The following is an 18,889-nucleotide window of genomic DNA, read 5'->3' on the forward strand; positions in this document are numbered from 1 at the left end:
GGCCGCGCTCAGCCGCGCTTCGGCGGCATAGGGATGAAGCCCGAGGTACGCGCGACATAATCGGCATAGCCCTCGCGCGTCTTGGCGAGCCGCTTTTCGACCGTTGGCGCGCCCGACCATTTCATCAGCGTCCAGGTGAGCAGCATGGGGCCAACCACGGCTGCAAGGCCCGTCGAAGTCTCGGCCGCGATCAGCCACAGCCCCCACCAGGTGGTAGCATCGCCAAAATAATTGGGGTGGCGGGTATAACGCCACAGGCCGCTGGTCATCAGCTTGCCCTGATTTTCCGGCTTGGCCTTGAACGCGACCAGCTGCGCATCGCCGATCGTCTCGAACGCAATGCCGAACAGCGCGATGCCAGCGCCGATCATGCCCAAAGTGCCGACCGGCGGCGTGGCGTCGATCTGGCCCAGCTGCACCGGCAGGCAGACGACGAACAGCAGCGGGGCTTGCGTCGCGAACACCAGCTGGCCCGAGGCGCGCGCGAAGCTCCAGCCCTTGTGCTGCTGCGCCTTGCCGAGCAGCGCCGAATAGCGCCGGTCCGGACCATGGCTGCGCCAGCGCCAGAGCATGAACGTGCCCAGCCGCGCTGCCCAGAGGCCCGATATCGCCAGTAGCATCAGCATGCGCGTGGGATCGCCATCGGCCTGGACAAATGTGGATATGGCCATGACCAGCATGCCCCAGGCCCAGAAGCTGTCCACCGGGGTCACATCGCGCGTCCCCAGACAGATCAGCCACAAGGCGACAAAGCACGCGGCCAGCACAGCCGCGTTGATCGCCAAAATCATCAGCATCCCGTTTTCTCCCGATTATTGCGTAGTTTCGGCGCGTCAGCCGGTGATCGCGACACCTTCGCCCGGCGGATCGGCAAACACCCGCTCCACTGCGGCGCGCCGTCCGTCGAGCACCGCCCGGCGATTGATCGTGCCCTTGTCGGACAGCTCGTGTGCCGCCGGATTGGGCGGCGTGTCGAACAGGGCGATGCGCTTGATCACCGCGCCGCCGCGCGCGCTGCGATTATAGCCGCGCACCGCCTCGGCCACCGTCTCCAGCGTCGCGCCGGGCTTGGGCCAGGCAAGCATGGCGAGATAGGGGCTGCCGTCATCGGCCAGCACCAGATCGGCGATCAGGCCATCGCAGGCCTTGAGCAGCTTTTCACGCACCGCGCCGCCATAGACCCAGTTGCCATTGGCGAGCTTGAACTCCTCGGCCAGCCGCCCGGCAAAGGCGAGGCCCTGGCCATGATCATCCTCGTCATGGAACACCGCGACATCGCCGGTGCGGTAAAAACCTTCCTCATCGAACGCTGCTGCCGTCTTGTCGGGATCGCCCAGATAGCCCTTCATGACGTTCGGCCCGGCGAGCCGAACCTCATAGCGTCCGTCACAGGGCACGAGCTTGAGCGAAAGGCCGGGCGCGGGCAGGCCGATACCGACCCGGGTAGCGGGGAAATGGATCGCCATGCAGCCGGACACCGTCTCGGTCATGCCATAGCCGGTGGTCATGTGGATGCGGTGGCCGGTTTCCGCGATCGCCAGCTCCTGCAGACGATCATAGACCGGCTGGGGTAGCCCGGCGCCGCCATAAAGCATCAGCCGCATCTTGGCGAAGAAGCGCGCGCGCAGCTCTGCGTCCTGCTCCATTGCATCGACCAGCATCGCATAGCCGGTGGGCACATTGTTGAAATAGGCGACCGAAATCTCGCGCAGATTGGCGAGGGTCTGGTCGAAAAGGCCGGGCAGCGGCTTGCCCGCATCGATATGCAGCGTGCCGCCTTCCAGCAGGCATGTGCGCATGACGGAGGCGCCCGCGGCATGATGCCAGGGCAGCCAGTCGAGCATCACATCGTCCCAGCCGGCCGCCTTGCCGATCATGTCCAGCCCTTGCGCCCCGCACGCGGCGAGCGCGGTCAGGCTGTGCGGCACGATCTTGGGCAGCCCGGTCGAGCCCGAAGTCAGCATGTAGATCGCCGCAGCATCGGGATCGACATTTGCGATGGCCTCAGCTGCCGTCGTGCCAGGATCGGTCGCGATGACATCGGCATAAGCCGTGGCGCCGGCAAAAGGCGCAGGATCGCTGCTGATGATGCGTGCGTCCGGCGCGGTCGCGGCGAGCGCGGCGGCGATGGCGGGGTGCGGTTCGGCCAGGATGGCCTCTGGCTGCGTCCGCGCGATCACGTGCCGCAGCCGCGCATGATCACCGCCCGCCAGACCATAAGCGATGCTCACCGGAACGATGATCATGCCCGCTGCCCAGGCGGCAAAGGTCATCACCGCGACCGGCAGGCTGTTTTCCGCGATGATCAGCAGCCTGGTGCCGCGCGGAAAATTCTCCGTGAGCCAGCGGGTCGCGCCGTCCATGTCGCGCTTGATCTCAGCGTAGCTGCGATAGGCCCATTGCCCGTCCGGCCCGCGCCAGCCGATCGCCGGGGCATCGCCCTTGAGCGCTGCGCGTGCGGCAAAGGCACGCGGGATATTGGCGTCAAAGTCGCGCAGGGGCACGCGGCTCTTGATGATGATCGTGCCATCATCGCGCCGCTCCACCGCGAGGTCGACCGGCATGAATTCGGCCTCACGGAACGGCGCTTCGGCAAGCATTGCGGTCGTCATGCGGCAGGCCGGTCGATCAGTTCCTTGACCTGCGCAGGGTAAGGCTTGCCCGCCTTGATCGCGTCGACCGTGCCGCGATCGAGATAATCGCGCCAGCCGATGATCTTGTCGCCCTTGTATTCGATGATCCCGGCATAGGGCGCGGCGACGCGGACGCCGTCTGTCGTCACATATTCGTCGACACCCTCGACGAACAGCCGGTCGGCGGTTTCGGCATGCGCGAAGATGCGCCAGTTGACTTGCGCAATGGTCGATCCGAACCGATCGATAAACGCGCGCGCCTCGGCCTTGCCGCGCGCAGGCGGGGCGATGGCGGCAGCATAATGCCAGACGACATCGTCGTGCAGCATGCCAAGCACGGCTTCGGCATCCTTGCGGGTCCAGGCGGCGATCAGTTGCTTGAACTGGTTGAAACGGGTGTCGCTCATGCTGCCTGCTCCACGATGAAGCTGACCGTGGTGGTGGTCGATCCGCCGATGTTGAGTGTCTGGACGCGGCGCGCGCCTTCGACCTGGTTGTCCGCCGCCTGGCCTGTCACCTGACGGTGCGCATCGAGCAGCATGCGCACGCCTGTTGCCCCCACCGGATGGCCGAGCCCGATCAGCCCGCCCGAGGGATTGATCGGCAGCTTGCCGCCGATCTCGATATCGCCAGCCTCGACCGCCTTCCACGCCTCACCGGGCGCGGTAAGGCCGAGATGGTCGATCGCCATATATTCGGTCATCGCAAAGCAGTCGTGCGTTTCCACCGCATCGATCGCCTCGATTCCCGAAACGCCTGCGCGCGCGCGGGCATCGTCAATGGCGCGCTTGACCTGCGGGAAGAGATAGGGACTGTCGCCCGCCATGCGCCTTTTGTCGCGATAGCCGAGCGCCGCCGAGCGGTGGCCCCAGCCGGCGATGCGCGACAGCGATTCCATTGGAATGCCGCGCTTGGCCGCATATTCGCGCGCGCGCTTTTCGGAGGCGAGGAACACCACCGCAGCGCCATCGGTCACCTGGCCGCAATCATTCTTGCGGGTACGGCCTTCGACGACCGGATTGGCCTCGTCATCCTCGGTAAAGCTCCTGGGGCCGAACTGCCATTGCCGGGTCTGCGCGGCGGGGTTGCGCCGGCCATTGGCAAAGTTGATCTCCGCAATGCGGCCGAGATGGTCGTAATCGAGGCCGTACAGCGCGTCATATTCTTCGGCCAGGTCGGAAAAGGCGCGCGGCCACACGAATTGCGCATCGCCGAACTCGCGGCCCTGATAGGCGGCAGCGCCCAGATTTTCGGCGGCTTTCTGCCCCGGCACGTTGCGCATCATCTCGATGCCGACGACGCAGGCCAGGTCATAGCGCCCGGATTCGATTTCCGCGGCTGCAGCGAGGACCGACACGCTGCCCGAGGCGCAGGCTGCTTCGTGGCGGGAGGTGGGAAGACCATCGAGCGCCGGATCGACATAGGCGAAGAAACCGCCGAGCAGGCCCTGGCCTGAAAACAGGTCGCCGACGAAATTGCCGACATGGCCGCTTTCGATTTCGGCCGCATCGAGGCGCGTCGCGTCGAGCCCCTGACGGACCGTTTCGACAAAGCCGTCGCCTATCGAAAGCCCCTCGCGCGCCCAGTTGCGCGCAAAATCCGTCTGGCACCCGCCGAGCACATATACCATCACGCCTCTCCTGCTTTTATGGTATGCTTATACAAGCTTGGGCCATCGTGCAACCGGGGCGTGAGGGTTTATGCGCAGAGGCGGAATTACGCCGACGGTTCAGCTCTCGTCGTCATGCTCCTCGTCGCCCGGGTACGGATTTGACTTAAGAAGTCCGGCCAGATGCGCGGTGTTCGCCGCGAGCATCCGCGCGGTTTCAAACGTAGCTTCCGGCGTCTCGTCGAGGTCCTGGAAGTCGGTGCTGCCCATCGCCTCGCCGACCCAATAGCAGGCCGCACCCGCCGGAATGGTGAAGCCGACATCGTTCAGGGCCTGGAACAGGTCGGCAGAGGTGCGGTGCGCGCCGTCTTCGTTGCCGACGATCGCCGCCACCGCGACCTTGGAGAAGCTGGGCATTCGGCCAAGCTCGTCGGTCTCGTCGAGGAATGCGTCCATCCGCTCGAGCACGCGCTTGGCGATGCTCGACATCTGGCCCATCCAGATCGGGGTGCCGAAAATCAGGATATCGGCGGCGAGGATGCGCTTGCGCAAATCGGGCCATTCATCGCCGTCGCCCTCGTCTGAGCTGACGCCCGGCAGCACGTTGTAATCGGCGATGCGGATCGTCTCGGTCAGCTCGACCTCGTGCTTGGACAGCTGCTGGGAAATCAGCTCGATCATGGCATCGGTCGAGGAGCTTTCCTTGCCCGAACGCTTGAGCGTGCAGTTGATGGCGATGGCTTTGAGAGTCATGGGGGCTGCATCCTTGTGCGGGGGTTCGATGGGCTTACGAACCGGCCCGCATGAGGTTGCGCCGACAAGGCAGGATGGGCGACCGGGCGCAGCGCGATGCCGCGCCCGGGCTTGTGATCAGAAGAAGCCGAGCTTCTTCGGCTCGTAGGACACCAGCAGGTTCTTGGTCTGCTGGTAATGATCGAGCATCATCCGGTGCGTCTCGCGGCCGATGCCCGACTGCTTGTAGCCGCCGAACGCCGCGTGCGCGGGATAGGCGTGATAGCAATTGGTCCAGACGCGGCCAGCCTCGATCCCCCGGCCGAGGCGATAGCAGCGGTTGATGTCGCGGCTCCACACGCCCGCGCCCAGACCGAACATGGTGTCATTGGCGATGGCGAGCGCATCGTCCTCGTCGCGGAAGGTTGTGACCGATACGACGGGGCCGAAAATCTCCTCCTGGAACACGCGCATCTTGTTGTGCCCGCGCAGCACCGTGGGTTGGACATAATAGCCACCAGCAAGGTCTCCGCCCAACTGCGCGGCTGCTCCGCCCGCCAGGACCTCCGCCCCTTCGGCGCGGCCGATATCGATATAGCTCAGGATCTTGGCCTGCTGCTCGGCGCTGGCCTGCGCGCCGATCATGGTTTCGGGATCGAGCGGATTGGCCTGTTTCAGCGCGGCGACGCGCCGCAGCACGCGCTCCATGAACCGGTCGTAGATCGATTCCTGCACCAGCGCGCGCGACGGGCAGGTGCACACCTCGCCCTGGTTCAGCGCGAACATGACGAAGCCCTCGATCGCCTTGTCGAGATAATCGTCATCTTCGGCCATCACATCGGCGAAGAACAGGTTGGGCGACTTGCCGCCGAGTTCGAGCGTCACTGGGATCAGGTTCTCGCTGGCATATTGCATGATCAGCCGCCCGGTTGAGGTCTCGCCGGTGAACGCGATCTTGGCGATGCGCTTCGACGAGGCGAGCGGCTTGCCTGCCTCCAGCCCGAAGCCGTTGACGATATTGACGACGCCATCGGGCAGCAGGTCGCCGATAATGTCGATCAGCGCCATGATCGATGCAGGGGTCTGTTCGGCGGGCTTGAGCACCACGCAATTGCCCGCAGCCAGCGCCGGGGCGAGCTTCCAGCACGCCATCAGCAGCGGGAAGTTCCACGGGATGATCTGGCCGACCACGCCCAGCGGTTCCTGGAAATGATAGGCGATGGTGTTGCGGTCGATCTCAGAGATTCCGCCCTCCTGCGCGCGGATGCAGCCGGCGAAATAGCGGAAATGGTCGATGGCGAGCGGCAGGTCGGCGGCCATGGTCTCGCGGATCGGCTTGCCATTGTCCCAGGTTTCCGCCTCAGCGAGATGCGCTAGGTTTTCTTCCATCCGATCGGCGATGCGGGTGAGCACCAGTGCGCGTTCGGCGACGCTGGTCTGGCCCCAAGCGACCCTTGCGGCATGCGCGGCGTCGAGCGCGGCTTCGACGTCCTCGGGACCGGAGCGGGCGATGGTGCCGATGACCTTGCCGGTCAGCGGCGAGACATTGTCGAAGGTCGCACCGCTTTTCGCGGGTACCCAGCGGCCGCCGATCCAGTTGTCGTAATGCGCCTTGAGCGGCGGGCGCATCAGCAGCGCGGCAGGGGTGTGCATGTCCATGAATATTCTCCTCTCGCTTGGCGACTGGCCCGTGATGTGCCGGGACTCAGCGGTTCGCGAGGCACAGGCTGGCAGCGGCGCGGCGTGCGGGCGAGGGGAGGGGCGAAGGTTGCGCCATGCAACTGTCTCGCGATTGAGACAGGTGAGGCGATCAATCACTGGATTCCGGCGCGCTCCATGCGGCGGTAGAAGGTGGCGCGGCCGATCCTCAGGCTGCGGGCAGCCGCTGCGACATTACCGCCGCAGCGGGCGAGCGCCTGGCGCAGCACCTTGCGTTCGGCCGCCGCGATCGGGTCTTCCTCGCCCAGGCCGAACAGATCGGCAAGCGGAACGGGCGTGGCAGCGCTGACCCCTGCGAGCAGCGCATGATGGCGCGCGGCGCGGCTTGCGCCGATAACCAGATCGTCGCGATCGACCGCCACCATTGCGGCATGGCCGTGCGTCTGCTGGTCGAGCAGGACAATGCGACAATCGCTGAACGTGTCGGTGAACATCAGCCGCTCGACCGATGCCGCGGCCTCCTGCAGCGCGGCCATGACCAGGGCGGTGGTATCGAGATCATGGTCATACCGGTTGGTGGAAACGTCGAGCGCGGCGATGATGCGCCCATCCGCGCCATGGATCGGCACGCCCATGCAGCTGACATGGGTATTGCTGCTGAGGAAATGCTGGTCCTTGAGGATCGCGACCGGGCGGTCCTCGACCACGCAGGTGCCGATGCCGTTGGTGCCTTCCGCCGCTTCGGACCAGCATTCGCCGGGCACGAGCCGCGCACGGTCGAACATCGCGGCGTCGCCGTCGGTCATCCGGCCTTCTAGGATCAGGCTGTTGCTGTCGGTCAGCAGCAGGCAGCGCCCGGTGCGCACGATGCTGCGCGCCAAAGTGTCGAGCACGGGCCGCGCATGACGGAGCAACCGGGCATTGGCCTCGCGCGCCTCGGTCAGCTGCATTGCATCGAGACGGTCGGCGGCGGGGCCATGCGCCGGGTCGAGCCCATGGCGCAGCGCCGATCGGCACCAGGATGCCGCCAGCAAGGATTGCGCCGCCGCAGCGGGGGAGGCGATGGCCGACCGGATGACGGCGGCGTGCTGTTCGGCCTCTGCCATGATGCTGTCAGGCTATCACGCCGCCCTTCGCGTCACAAGCGGACGCGAGGGCGGCGAGAGGTCAGAAGCGGTTGACCAGATTCTCGCAATATTCCTGCCGTCCCGATCGCGGGGCAGGGGCGCTGTTCGATACCACCGCGCGGTCGGCGATCTGGGCGAGTGTCGTGCCCTCGGCATGGATCATCCGGCCCAGCTCGCCCTGCCAGCCGGCATAGCGTTCGGCGCGGAATGCCTCTAGCCGCCCATCCTCGATGATCGCGGCGGCGCGCAGCAGCGCCCGGGCAATCGTATCGACCCCGCCAATATGGCCGTGGAACAGATCGACGGCATCGATCGACTGGCGGCGCACCTTGGCGTCGAAGTTGAAGCCGCCATTGCCCAGGCCCCCGGCGCGCAGCACCTCCAGCATGGCCAGGGTGAGTTCCTCGACCGAATTGGGGAACTGGTCGGTATCCCAGCCATTTTGCGGATCGCCGCGATTGGCATCGATCGACCCCAGGATGCCGAGCGCGCGGGCCATTGCGATCTCGTGCTCGAAGGTATGGCCGGACAAGGTGGCGTGGTTCGCCTCGATATTGACCTTGACCTCGTTCTCCAGCCCGAAGCGCTTGAGGAACGCGTAGACGGTCTGCGTGTCGAAATCATATTGGTGCTTGGTCGGCTCGTGCGGCTTGGGCTCGATCAGTATGGTGCCGGTAAAGCCGATGCGGTGCTTGTGATCGACGACAAGCGACAGGAAACGCCCGAAATTCTCCTGCTCGGTACCGATCTCGGTGTTGAGGATCGAATCATAGCCCTCGCGTCCGCCCCACAGCACATAGTTGGCGCCGCCAAGCCGGTGTGTTGCCTCCAGCGCATCGCGCACCTGCGCGGCCGCCCAGGCATAGACTTCGGGATCGGGATTGGTCGCCGCGCCCGCCATATAGCGCGGGTGGCTGAACAGATTGGCCGTGCCCCAGAGCAGCTTGCGGCCATGCTGCGCCTGCAGTTGCTCGAGATGGTCGACGGCTTGCGCAAAACTGCTGCGAAAATCGCCGATGGTCTCGGCATCGGCCATCACGTCGACATCGTGGAAGCAATAGAAGGGCAGGTCGAGCTTCTCGACAAAGGCCAGCGCCGCCTCGCGCTTTGCGGCGGCGTTCGCAGCGTCCATCGGGCCCTGCAGCCAGGGGCGGTTGAAGGTGCCCGCGCCGAACACGTCGCTGCCAGGCCAGCAGAAGCTGTGCCACATGCAGACGGCAAAGCGCAGGTGATCCTCCATGCGCTGGCCCATCACCACGCGGTCCTTGTCATACCAGCGATAGGCAAGATCGTTGGAACTCTCCGGCCCTTCGAAGCGGACGGTGTCGAATGCGGCGAAATATTCGGCGGACATCGGTGTTTCCTCTCAGATCGTTCTTATGGCGGCATAGGCAGAGCGGAACCGGGCGAGCTTCGGGGCCAGGCGCTCGGCCAGCGCGGGATCGGGATTGATGCTCTCGCGGACCGGCGGACGGGTGCAGATGGTCGCCGGATCGGCGCCGGTGGCCGCGATCTGCGCCAGCCGTGCCGCGCCCAGCGCCGGGCCGACTTCGCCGCCGTCGAGATAATCGAGCCGTACGTTTAGCGCGGCCGCGATGATCCGGCCCCACCAGGTCGAGCGTGCGCCGCCACCGATGACAGACAGGCTCTCGATGCGGGTTCCGGCGGCCTGCAGCGCAGCGAGGCCATCGGCATGGGCAAAGGCGACGCCCTCCAGCACGGCTGCGGCCATGCGCCCCGCGCTGCTGTCATGGCTGAGCCCCAGAAATGCGCCGCGCACATGCGGGTCGTTATGCGGGGTGCGTTCGCCCGACAGATAGGGCAGGAACAGCTCGCTGCCCTGGCCAGCGCCCTCGGCCTCTGCCGCAGCGAGCATGCCGGGCACGCTGAGGTGCATCATCGCTGCCGCCCAATCGAGACAGACGGCGGCAGACAGGTGCACGCTCATCTGGTGCCAAAGCCCCGGCAGGCAGTGGCAAAAGGCGTGCACCGCGCCATCGGGATTGGCGCGCAGCGTGTCGGTGGCGACAAAGATCACCCCCGATGTGCCGAGCGACAGCAGCGCATCGCCATCGCGCACCACGCCGACGCCGACCGCACCCGCCGCATTGTCGCCCGCGCCGCCCGCAACGGGCACGCTGGCCATGCCCCAGCGCGCGGCGACCTCGGCGCGGAGCGTCCCGCCGATTTCGCTGCCCTCGACCAGACGCGGCATGTGCCCCCGCGTCAGCCCGGTCGCGGCGAGCAGTTCGTCCGACCAGTCGCGTCTGGCGACATCGAGCCAAAGCGTGCCCGCGCTGTCGGACATGTCGCTGACCCTGTCACCGGTCATCAGCAGCCGGATATAGTCCTTGGGCAGCAGCACATGCCGCGTGTCTGCGAAGATCTGAGGCTCGTGCGCGCGCACCCAGGCGAGCTTGGGCGCGGTAAAGCCGGGCATCGCGATATTGCCCGCGATGGCGCGCAAATCAGGCACGGCAGCCTCCAGCGCGGCGCATTCGGCATGGCTGCGGCCATCGTTCCACAGGATGGCGGGGCGCAATGGCCGGTCATCTGCGCCCAACAGCGTCGCGCCGTGCATCTGCCCGGCCAGGCCCACGCCGTCCACCTGCGCGCGCAGGCCGGCTGGCAGCGCGAGGACGGCCGTCTCGGTCGCGCGCCACCATTCTGCCGGGTCCTGTTCCGACCATAGCGGCTGCGGGCGCTGCACGTCGAGCGCGGCGCTCGCCTGGGCGGCGACATGACCATCCGGGTGCAGCAGAACCGCCTTGACCCCGGAGGTGCCGATGTCGATGCCCAGATACATCGCGTTATCCGCGCGCGTCTTCCAGGATCAGCTCGGAGGCGCGCTGCGCCAGAGCGATCGCAGGGCCGTTGGTGTTGCCCGAAACAGGGCTGGGCATGATCGAGCAATCGACCACGCGCAGCCCGGCCAGGCCATGCACCCGGCAGCGCGCATCGACCACGGACCCTGCGGGATCGGTGCCCATCGAACAGGTGCCGGTTCCGTGCAGCCCGCATTCGGTCATCTTGCGCACCTCGGCGACCAGTGCGTCTCCGTCCTTTACTGCGGCGCCAGGCATCCGCTCATCGCCGATGAACGGAGCGAGCGCGGGCATGCTGGCGAGCTTGCGGAACAGGTGGAACAGCTCCATCGCCTTTTGCTGGTCATACGGGTCGCTCCACATCTTCGGATCGACCACCGGCGCGTCGCGATGGCTGGGCGAGGTAAGGGTGACCGTCCCCCGGCTCTTCGGGCGAAGGTGATAGCCTGAAAAGGTGAGGCCGGGCCGGTCGGTCAGCGGGCTGCCGGGACGCTCAGCCATCTCGTTGATCGTGCGCATTGCAAAGGGTGCGGCGGCGACCTGGAATTCGGGCCAGTCGTCCAGGCCCTCGGTCGAGATCAGCCCGGTGATCGGCATGCCGACGCGCGCCAGCGGCCCGGTGCGGGTCAGGAAATAGCGGATCGCGTTGCGGTACAGCCGCCAGCCCAGAAACTCCCGATTGTTGCCGGGATTGTTGTGCAGGTCGAACGACACGCCCATTTTCTGGTGATCGGCGAAATTCTGGCCGACCGCGGCGAGGTCATGCGTCACCGGGATGCCCAGCCGCTGCAGCTCGGCACCCGGGCCGATACCCGACAGCTGGAGAAGCTGCGGCGAACCATATACGCCCGCGCTGACAATGACCTCGCCCGCCTGGTGTGCCTCTTCCACACCGTCGCGCTCACACACCACGCCGGTGACGCGGCCGTCCTGCACGGTCAGCCGCGAGACGGCGACAGGGTGGATGACGGTCAGGTTAGGGCGGCTGCGGATCGCCGCGACAAAGGCCTCATAGGTCGAATGGCGCTGGCCCGCGCGGTCGACGGTATATTGCGATCGGCCTGCGCCGGTGATGCCGGGGGCAGTGATATCGCTCACCCAGGGCATGCCGCCTTCCGCGAAGGCACCGGCCAGCGCATCGAAGACCGGGCCCTTGTAATCGGACGGGGTGATCTGCTGTTCGCCATCATGGCCGCGCCCCGGATGCGCGCCGGGCGCGCGGTAGCTTTCGACCTGCCGGATGCAGCGCGCCATCTCGTCCCAGCCCCAGCCGCTCAGCCCCATGGCTGCCCAGCCGTCATAATCACCGGGCATGCCGGGCAGATACCAGGTGCCGTTGATCGCCGAAGAGCCGCCCAGGCCGCGGCCATAGGCGTGCATTTCCTGCCGCCGTCCGGGCTGCTGCGCAACCGGATAGGCACGGAAATAGGCGGGGTTGCCCATGATCTTCACAAACCCGCCCGCCATCAGGATGAATGGATGGTCGTTGCGCCCGCCATCCTCGATCAGCAGCACCTGATGCCGCGGATCGGCGCTCAGCCGGTTGGCGAGCACGCAGCCCGATGAGCCTGCGCCCACAATGATATAGTCGAACCGGGCCAAGCCCCTCTCCCCTGGCTGCTCTGCTGAACGAGAGCGCTAAATCTAGAACTGTTGTTCTGATTTTTTCAACACCAGCCTTGACCCGCTGTCAAGCCACAATTAGAAACATCATTCTAATTAAGCGAGGAGAGAAGGATGCTTCCGGTTGAACGTATCATCGGAGAAGAGGGGCTGAGCGCCACGCCCGAAGGGCTGCGTCTGGCGATGCGGCTGCCCTGGTACCGCTCGCTGCCATTTTCCATCGTCGAGATCGACCAGGTCCGTATCGACGGCCAGCCAGTCGATCTGTCCGACGCCAGGGTCGAATTCGATGGCATGGTCTGGCCGCTCAGCGAACTGGGCGAGCAGACCAATGCCTTCTGGTTCGTGCGCGACAGCGCCTTTCTGCACCTTCCCGGCCAGACTGCAGCGCCCGGAAGCGAGCACGAGGTGGCGCTGAGCATGTTCATCAGCCCGCCCTACATCCCCGGAATGAAGCGCGCGAACACGCAGACGCAAACGCTCTGCGTCGCCTGAAGGAAGCCCTGATATGACCAGCACCAGCACCGGCCCGCAGACGGGCGTCACCCTCTATTCGTTCACCAATGCCTGGCTCAACCGCAAATATGAGCTCGACGGCCTGCTCCACGAGGTCGCCCGGCGCGGCATGGGCCCGAATATCGAGATCATCGGGTTCCAGAATTTCCGCGAATTTCCCGATGTGTCGGATGAATTCGCCGAAAAGTTCAAGGCGATGATGGCCGATGCGGGGCTCAACGCCACGTCCTGTGCGATCAATTCGGACCGTTTCCTGCGTCCCGGCGCACAGCCGATCGACGATGCGACGCTGGTCGAATATCACAAGCGCCAGCTGCGTTCCGCCAAGAAGATGGGGTTCGGCCTGGTGCGCTATCAGTTCGCGCTGCCGGTCGAGCTGCTGCCCCAGATCGCGCCTTATGCCGAAGAGCTCGACATCCGCATGGGCGTGGAAGTTCATGCGCCGATGTGGGCCGGGCACCCGGCTGTACAGGCCTATGGCGAGATGTATGACAGGCTCGACACGCCCTATCTCGGCTGGATCCCCGATTTCGGCGGCACGGCGAGCCGCATTCCCGAATCGATGCTCAACGCCGCGCGCGAGAAAGGCGCGAAGGAGAGCCTGCTCGACAAGCTGAAAGAGGTCTGGCTGGAGCCGGGCATGAGCCATGAAAAGGCCGGTCGACTGCGCGAATGGGCGCTGAAGGAAGGGCATGCGCCGGACCATATCCAGGCCGCCAGCCTCGCCTTTTTCATCCTGTCGAACCATGATCCCAAGAGCTGGGCCGCGCTGGTCGACCGGACCATCCATATCCATGGCAAATTCTACGGCATGGGCGATGATGGCCGCGAGGAAGCGATCGATTACGAGACCATCCTGCCGCTGTTCCGCGATGGCGGCTTTACCGGCACGCTGGTGAGCGAATGGGAAGGCCATGCATATCTGCCCGATGATGGCTTCGATCAGGTCGAAAAGCACCAGGCGATGTGCCGCCGCATCTTCGCAGGCCACTGATCCGGCGACAAAACGCAAAAGGGGCGCGGATCTGCAGGTCCGCGCCCCTTTTACGTGCCCGCATTCGGTGTGCGGCAGTTCAGAACATCGGATGCTTGTTGGCCGACTGGGCCGGGATCGGTTGCAGCACATCCCAGTGTTCCACGATCTTGCCATCCTTGAGCCGGTAGATATCGGCCACGGCAGCCCCCGGGGTAGCGGGATCACCGCGCCCGAACAGGTGGATCGCGGCCAGATCACCATCGACCAGGATGCGCTTGACCTCGAACCGGGCATCGGGGTTTGCGAACATCGGTGCCAGCGCCTCGATCGCGGCGTCGCGCCCGTCGGCAATGCCGGGATTATGCTGGATGTAATCGCGCGCGACGTGCTTTTCGAACGCCTGGCGGACATCGCGCTGTGCGTAGAACAGCCTGGCGAAATCCTCGACAATGGCGCGGTTGGCTTCAGTCGGGCTGGGTGGCGGTGCAGCGCTGCAGCCAGACATCAGCGCTGCGGCCATCGCGATTGTCATCCATTTCGTCTGCATCATGCTTCCTCCTGAGCCGCGCTGCGCAGCGCATCCACTTTGGTCCGGTCGATCCGCAAGGTGCTGACCAGCCAGGCCATTGCGCCGCCCGCCAGCGTTACCAGCGCCAGCACGAACCAGGCGAGCGCGTCGATCTTGTCCTGCGGCATCGCCTCCACTGACAGCCCGACGGGAAAGTCGATCAGTCCCAGGAAAGATCCCGCCAGCAGGGCCACCGCGCCGCTGCCCAGTTGCAGGCCGATGAACATGAAGCTCGCCACCAGCCCCTGGGCGGGGCGGCCGGTATCATAGGCGTGCTCGTCGCCGATCTCGTACGTCACGACGTTGAACGGCACGACATACAGGCCATAAGCCAGCCCACCCAGAAACCGCAGCCCCGCGATCAGCCCGCCGATCGCGGCGGTGCCTGCTGCCGGGGCGAGTCCGCCCAGCGGCAGCAATACCGCCAGCGCCTGCACCGCGAAAAAGCCGCAGAGCCCCAGCACCATCGCCTGGCGGGTGGAGAAAAGCCTGAGGAACAGCGGCGCCAGCACCATTGCCAGCAGCGAGCCTGCGGTCGCGGCCATCAGCAGCCGCGGCGTCCAGCTCTGGTCGAGCTGCCAGAAATAGGTGGCGAGGTGCAGCGACAACTGGTTGATCACCGAATTCACGAACAGCACCAGAAACGCGACCATCAGCAGCTTGCCGATATTTGGGGTGGTGCGCACCGCCTGCACCAGCCGCATCAGCACCGCGATCGGACCCGAAGCCTGCGCGCGGTCCGGCTCGAAGCTCTCCTGCGCCTCGATCTGGCGGGCACGGCGATAGGTACCCAGCGCGCCCAGCAGCATCAGTGTGCCGCCCAGCGCGGCGACGAACAGGCCGAAGCCCGGATAGGGTGCAGGGTTGAGCTGCGGCTTGGGAAAGCCCGGCGCGGCGACGAAGAACAGCTCGAACGCGACGGCGGGAACTGTGAGGATGACCAGCTGGTTGCCGACATTGCGCAGCACCGCGACCAGCCGCCGCTCGACCGTGTCGCTGGTCAGTTCACCGCCCAGCGCATAGGCCGGTACCGTCCAGAACGAGATGCCGCAGCGCGCCAGCAGGCCCCAGCCGAGCAGCCAGGCCAGGATCTGCATCTGGGCCATGCCGGCAGGGGGGGCGAAGACCATGGCGATCCCGATCGTGAAGGGCAGGATCGCGGCAAACATCAGCGTATGCCGCCTGCCCAGCCGGGTTCCGTGCAGCCGGTCCGAAAACGCGCCGATCCACGGATCGACCAGCGTATCGAACAGGATGATCACCGCGATGGCGACGCCGATCAGCCATCCGGACAAGCCCACGACCTGCGCGTAGAAGAACAGCACGAACGCGTCCCAGGCGAAGGACTTCACCAGTTCGGGCATCGCGCAGACCATCCAGGCCAGACGCTGCGGCCAGGACAGGCGCTGCGCGATCTTGGGGGCGGACGCCATGCCTCTTCTCCTGATTCCGGCGCAGCTTTCCCGCTACACCTTTATTAGAATCAGAACTCTAATTGAGAGGAGGGGTTTGTCAATCCGCGCGCAGATAGGCCAGGCACATCCGTGCCAGTTCGCGCTTCATCTGGTTCCAGTCATAGGCATGCGCGGCCTCGCCGCTCGACCCCAGGCTCAGCTGCCGGGCGAGGGTGGCAAAGATGACATGATAGCCCGATTGCGCCTTCACCTCGTGATCGGCTGGATCATCGCCGCCAAATTCATCGGCATGGGCCAGCATGGCTTTGGTCGCGTCCTCTTCGGCGCGAAAGGCATATTGCTTGCCAGGGGCGGCCACCAGCGGGTCATGTTCGGCGCGCATCATGGTCAGGCGCAGCAACGGGGCGTGCTTGCGCAGAACTTCGGCATAGCCTTCGACATATTCGAAGACGAAGCTCGCCAGGTCGGGGCATTCGGCGCTCAGCCGCTCGACCAGGGTCGATTCCTCGGCGGACTGCTCTTCCAGCGCCTCGGCGATGACACCGCGGACCAGATTGTCCTTGCTTTCGAAGCGCAGATAGATCGATCCGATCGAAACCTGTCCGCGTTCGCTCACTTCCTGCAGCGTGAATTCCTCGCTGCCGCGCTCCAGCATCAGCTCGCGCGCCGCTTCCAGCATGCGTTTTAGCGAGGCGAGCGAGCGGCCCTGTTGCGGCTTGCGGCTGACATCGGCCACCGCAAACCCCTTGGCCGCATCCTTCTTCTTCTTCACGCTGCCGGGCATGGGGCGACACTTTGCGTGGCTGGGAGGGAGGGCAGGGGTAGGTTTGGCATCAAGTTTTCCGTCATCGCACCTTTATGAGGCAACCGACATGCGGCGCATCAGAACTTTGTGCAACCGCGAAATGCCTGTCAAGGTTTGCGGTGCAGCATGCCGTTCACGTCAAGCCAGCGGTGAAAGCTGTAAATCCAGTCGGCGCTGCTGGTGCCAGCTCGGCCCAGGCCAAAGCCATGTCCGCCATTCTGCAGCAAGTGGAACTCGACCGGCGCGCCGGCCTTGCGCCACCCTTCGACCAGCGCAAAGCCCTCGCGCCCGAACAGCGGATCGTCGGCCGCGATCAGCGCGAACATTGGCGGGGCCTTGGCGGGCACCGGGCTCGGGGCCTGCCGGCCATAGATCGGGGCGACAAAGGCCGGACGCGCGTCGGGTGCATCGGCGGCCGTCACCGATAGCGCGAGAAAGGCTCCGGCAGAAAAGCCCATCATTCCGGTGCGCGCGGGATCGATGCCATAATCTGCGGCATGCGTCAGCACGTGGCGCAGCGCAGCCTGACCGTCGGCCAGCGCCTCTGCCGGCGTATCGGCAGGTGGCCGAAAGCTTGCCGGCCCCTTGCCGGTGCGCACGGCAACCAGCTCGCGCCGGAAGGTAAGGGGATCGGCCGGGGTAGGCAGCACCCGGTATTTCAGCACGAAGGCAGCGATGCCGTGATCGGCCAGCCAGCGTGCAACACGAAAGCCTTCATCCTCGATCGCCAGCCCCAGAAACCCGCCGCCCGGCGCGACGATTACCGCAGCGCCCGTGGCCGATTGCGGCCTGGGCAGGAAGGGCGTCAGCGTCGCCTCGGCGACATTGCGCACCTGCAGGGCGCCATCCTGGCGAAACCACTCCTCGCTCGGCTGGCCCGGACCCGTACCCAAGCGGATCACGCCGGGATAGTCGGCGGGCGCAGCGTCGCTGAAGCGGAATTCGGGCAGCGCCTGCGCGAACGCCGGGCACGCGAGCACGAGCGCAAGCGATGCGGCGACGGCACGGATCATGCGCGCACAGCCTGTGGCCGCGTGGCCATGCCGGTCAGCATCGCGGCGGCCGCCCCGCCCAATGCCACGCAGCCTGCCATCAGGAACGCGCCCTGCATCGAACCGACGCTGGCGTCGATCACATGCACCAGCCGCGGCGATTGCGACTGGCCCAGGAAGAAGGCCGCGGTCCACATGCCCATGCCGGTACCGCGATGGTGGAAATCGAATTTGGTCTGCGTCCAGGTGATCAGCGACGGCACGGCCATGCCTGCTGCAGTCTGCTGCACGATCAGCGCCGCCGCCATGATCGCGGGTGTCGTCGCGAGCCCCATCCCGGCCAGGCCCAGCCCCATCAGCGTCAGGAAGGTGCCAAGCTGCACCGTGTTCTTCTGGTTGGAGAGCAACTTGAACAGTCCGGCCCCGGCCAGGATGAAGAACTGCGGGATGAAGATGATCGCGGCATAGTTCTGGGGCTCGGTCACGCCCACTTCGCGGAACACCAGCGCGCCGTTGATGATGAACACATAGTAGAGCATCGAACAGAACAGGGTGACCGATGCAATCTGGACCAGGCTGATCCAGGGAAAGGGGGTCTTGGGCGTATCGGGCGCGGCGGCGATCCGCACGCCCTTGTCGGCGGCCTTTGTCGGCTCGAACAGCCAGACGAACATCGCCGCCCAGATGGGGAAGGCAACCAGATAGACCAGGAACACGCCGTTCCACTGCACCGTGGTGGCAAATCCGACGATCAAGGCCACGAACCCGGCCAGGAAGGGACCGAGCAGGCCTTGGAGGAACAGCCAGTTCTTGCGGCCCGCATCGTCCCAGTAATCGCCGATCAGCGTGTTGACGACGGTGAGGATGCCAGCCTCCGACACGCCGAGCAGCAGCCGCGAATAATAGATATGGTCAAGGTCATTGAGGAACAGCGGGGCCGATCCGAACACGCCATAAAGCGCGGTGCACAGCAGCAGCAGCGGGCGCCGACCATAGCGATCGACCAGCAGCCCGGCAAAGGGGGGCAGCAACGCCATGGCCAGGCCAGGCGCACCGATCATTGCGGGCACCTTGGCGCGCGCTTCGGGATCGTGCGCGAAATGCTGGATCATCGAAGGGACAGCCGGCCCCATGGCGACGATGGCGATGATCGGCAGAAATCCGGCGAGCACCACGATCACGCCCTGGGGCTTGAGGGTAAGGTCCCGGAAGAACTTGGCTATGGCCTGCACGCATCTCTCTCCCGCTGCTCATGGCAGCTTATTATTAGAATACGCATTCGAGTTTATGGCGTGGATGGCCTGTGGTCAAGCCCGTGCATGATGGCGTTTGCGACAGACTGACAAGCGGCTTGACGATCTGCAATCGAGCAAACTAGAATATGGATTATAAAATAACGGGCAGGAGCG

Annotated in this window: 17 protein-coding genes; 2 read left to right on the plus strand and 15 right to left on the minus strand. The window is 65.5% G+C overall.

Features of this window, described 5'->3' with window-relative positions; translation table 11 throughout:
* Positions 1-8: 8 nt before the first annotated feature.
* From OU999_17920 to OU999_17965, 10 genes are all read right to left on the minus strand, one after another.
* Positions 9-797: a DUF1295 domain-containing protein gene (locus tag OU999_17920; protein ID WAC23579.1), complete on the minus strand. Its 789-nt coding sequence runs from the start codon at positions 795-797 to the stop codon at positions 9-11.
* A gap of 36 nt (positions 798-833) precedes the next feature.
* Positions 834-2,612 (minus strand): AMP-binding protein, encoded by a 1,779-nt coding sequence (locus OU999_17925; GenBank protein WAC23580.1) that lies wholly within the window; start codon positions 2,610-2,612, stop codon positions 834-836.
* Positions 2,609-3,040: a nuclear transport factor 2 family protein gene (locus OU999_17930; protein ID WAC23581.1), complete on the minus strand. Its 432-nt coding sequence runs from the start codon at positions 3,038-3,040 to the stop codon at positions 2,609-2,611. Before OU999_17930 ends, OU999_17925 begins: the two co-directional genes overlap by 4 nt.
* Positions 3,037-4,263: an acetyl-CoA acetyltransferase gene (locus OU999_17935; protein ID WAC23582.1), complete on the minus strand. Its 1,227-nt coding sequence runs from the start codon at positions 4,261-4,263 to the stop codon at positions 3,037-3,039. Before OU999_17935 ends, OU999_17930 begins: the two co-directional genes overlap by 4 nt.
* A gap of 99 nt (positions 4,264-4,362) precedes the next feature.
* Positions 4,363-4,995 (minus strand): flavodoxin family protein, encoded by a 633-nt coding sequence (locus tag OU999_17940; GenBank protein ID WAC23583.1) that lies wholly within the window; start codon positions 4,993-4,995, stop codon positions 4,363-4,365.
* A 117-nt stretch (positions 4,996-5,112) separates the two neighbouring features.
* The gene (locus OU999_17945; GenBank protein WAC23584.1) at positions 5,113-6,633 is read right to left on the minus strand and encodes an aldehyde dehydrogenase family protein; all 1,521 of its coding nucleotides are present in this window, start codon (positions 6,631-6,633) and stop codon (positions 5,113-5,115) included.
* A 155-nt stretch (positions 6,634-6,788) separates the two neighbouring features.
* On the minus strand, positions 6,789-7,739 hold the full coding sequence (locus tag OU999_17950; protein ID WAC23585.1) for a GAF domain-containing protein: 951 nt from the start codon (positions 7,737-7,739) through the stop codon (positions 6,789-6,791).
* Positions 7,740-7,800: 61 nt separating this feature from the next.
* Positions 7,801-9,114, minus strand: coding sequence for a xylose isomerase (xylA, locus tag OU999_17955; GenBank protein ID WAC23586.1), 1,314 nt, complete (start codon positions 9,112-9,114; stop codon positions 7,801-7,803).
* A gap of 12 nt (positions 9,115-9,126) precedes the next feature.
* Complete coding sequence (gene xylB, locus OU999_17960; protein WAC23587.1) at positions 9,127-10,566, minus strand: xylulokinase; 1,440 nt, start codon at positions 10,564-10,566, stop codon at positions 9,127-9,129.
* Positions 10,567-10,570: 4 nt separating this feature from the next.
* Positions 10,571-12,187: a GMC family oxidoreductase N-terminal domain-containing protein gene (locus OU999_17965; protein WAC23588.1), complete on the minus strand. Its 1,617-nt coding sequence runs from the start codon at positions 12,185-12,187 to the stop codon at positions 10,571-10,573.
* A 135-nt stretch (positions 12,188-12,322) separates the two neighbouring features.
* Between OU999_17965 and OU999_17970 the strand changes: the two genes are divergently transcribed.
* Together OU999_17970 and OU999_17975 are read left to right on the plus strand one after the other, a co-directional pair.
* Positions 12,323-12,703, plus strand: coding sequence for a DUF6379 domain-containing protein (locus OU999_17970; GenBank protein WAC23589.1), 381 nt, complete (start codon positions 12,323-12,325; stop codon positions 12,701-12,703).
* A gap of 13 nt (positions 12,704-12,716) precedes the next feature.
* Positions 12,717-13,718, plus strand: coding sequence for a sugar phosphate isomerase/epimerase (locus tag OU999_17975; GenBank protein WAC23590.1), 1,002 nt, complete (start codon positions 12,717-12,719; stop codon positions 13,716-13,718).
* A gap of 79 nt (positions 13,719-13,797) precedes the next feature.
* Here OU999_17975 and OU999_17980 read toward each other — a convergent pair whose 3' ends face one another.
* The 5 genes from OU999_17980 to OU999_18000 form a co-directional block, all read right to left on the minus strand.
* A complete protein-coding gene (locus tag OU999_17980) occupies positions 13,798-14,250 on the minus strand; it encodes a nuclear transport factor 2 family protein (GenBank protein WAC23591.1) in 453 nt (150 codons plus the stop codon).
* Positions 14,247-15,701, minus strand: a complete 1,455-nt coding sequence (locus tag OU999_17985; protein WAC23592.1) for an MFS transporter — start codon at positions 15,699-15,701, stop codon at positions 14,247-14,249. The genes OU999_17980 and OU999_17985 overlap by 4 nt, the downstream gene beginning before the upstream one ends.
* 79 nt (positions 15,702-15,780) lie before the next feature.
* Entirely contained in the window at positions 15,781-16,467 is a 687-nt protein-coding gene (locus OU999_17990; protein ID WAC23593.1) for a TetR/AcrR family transcriptional regulator, read from the minus strand.
* A gap of 128 nt (positions 16,468-16,595) precedes the next feature.
* Complete coding sequence (locus tag OU999_17995; GenBank protein WAC23594.1) at positions 16,596-17,501, minus strand: alpha/beta hydrolase; 906 nt, start codon at positions 17,499-17,501, stop codon at positions 16,596-16,598.
* A complete protein-coding gene (locus tag OU999_18000) occupies positions 17,498-18,712 on the minus strand; it encodes an MFS transporter (GenBank protein ID WAC23595.1) in 1,215 nt (404 codons plus the stop codon). The genes OU999_17995 and OU999_18000 overlap by 4 nt, the downstream gene beginning before the upstream one ends.
* Between the last annotated feature and the right edge of the window lie 177 nt (positions 18,713-18,889).

The sequence above is a fragment of the Blastomonas sp. SL216 genome, assembly GCA_026625625.1.
Taxonomy (GTDB): Bacteria; Pseudomonadota; Alphaproteobacteria; order Sphingomonadales; family Sphingomonadaceae; genus Blastomonas.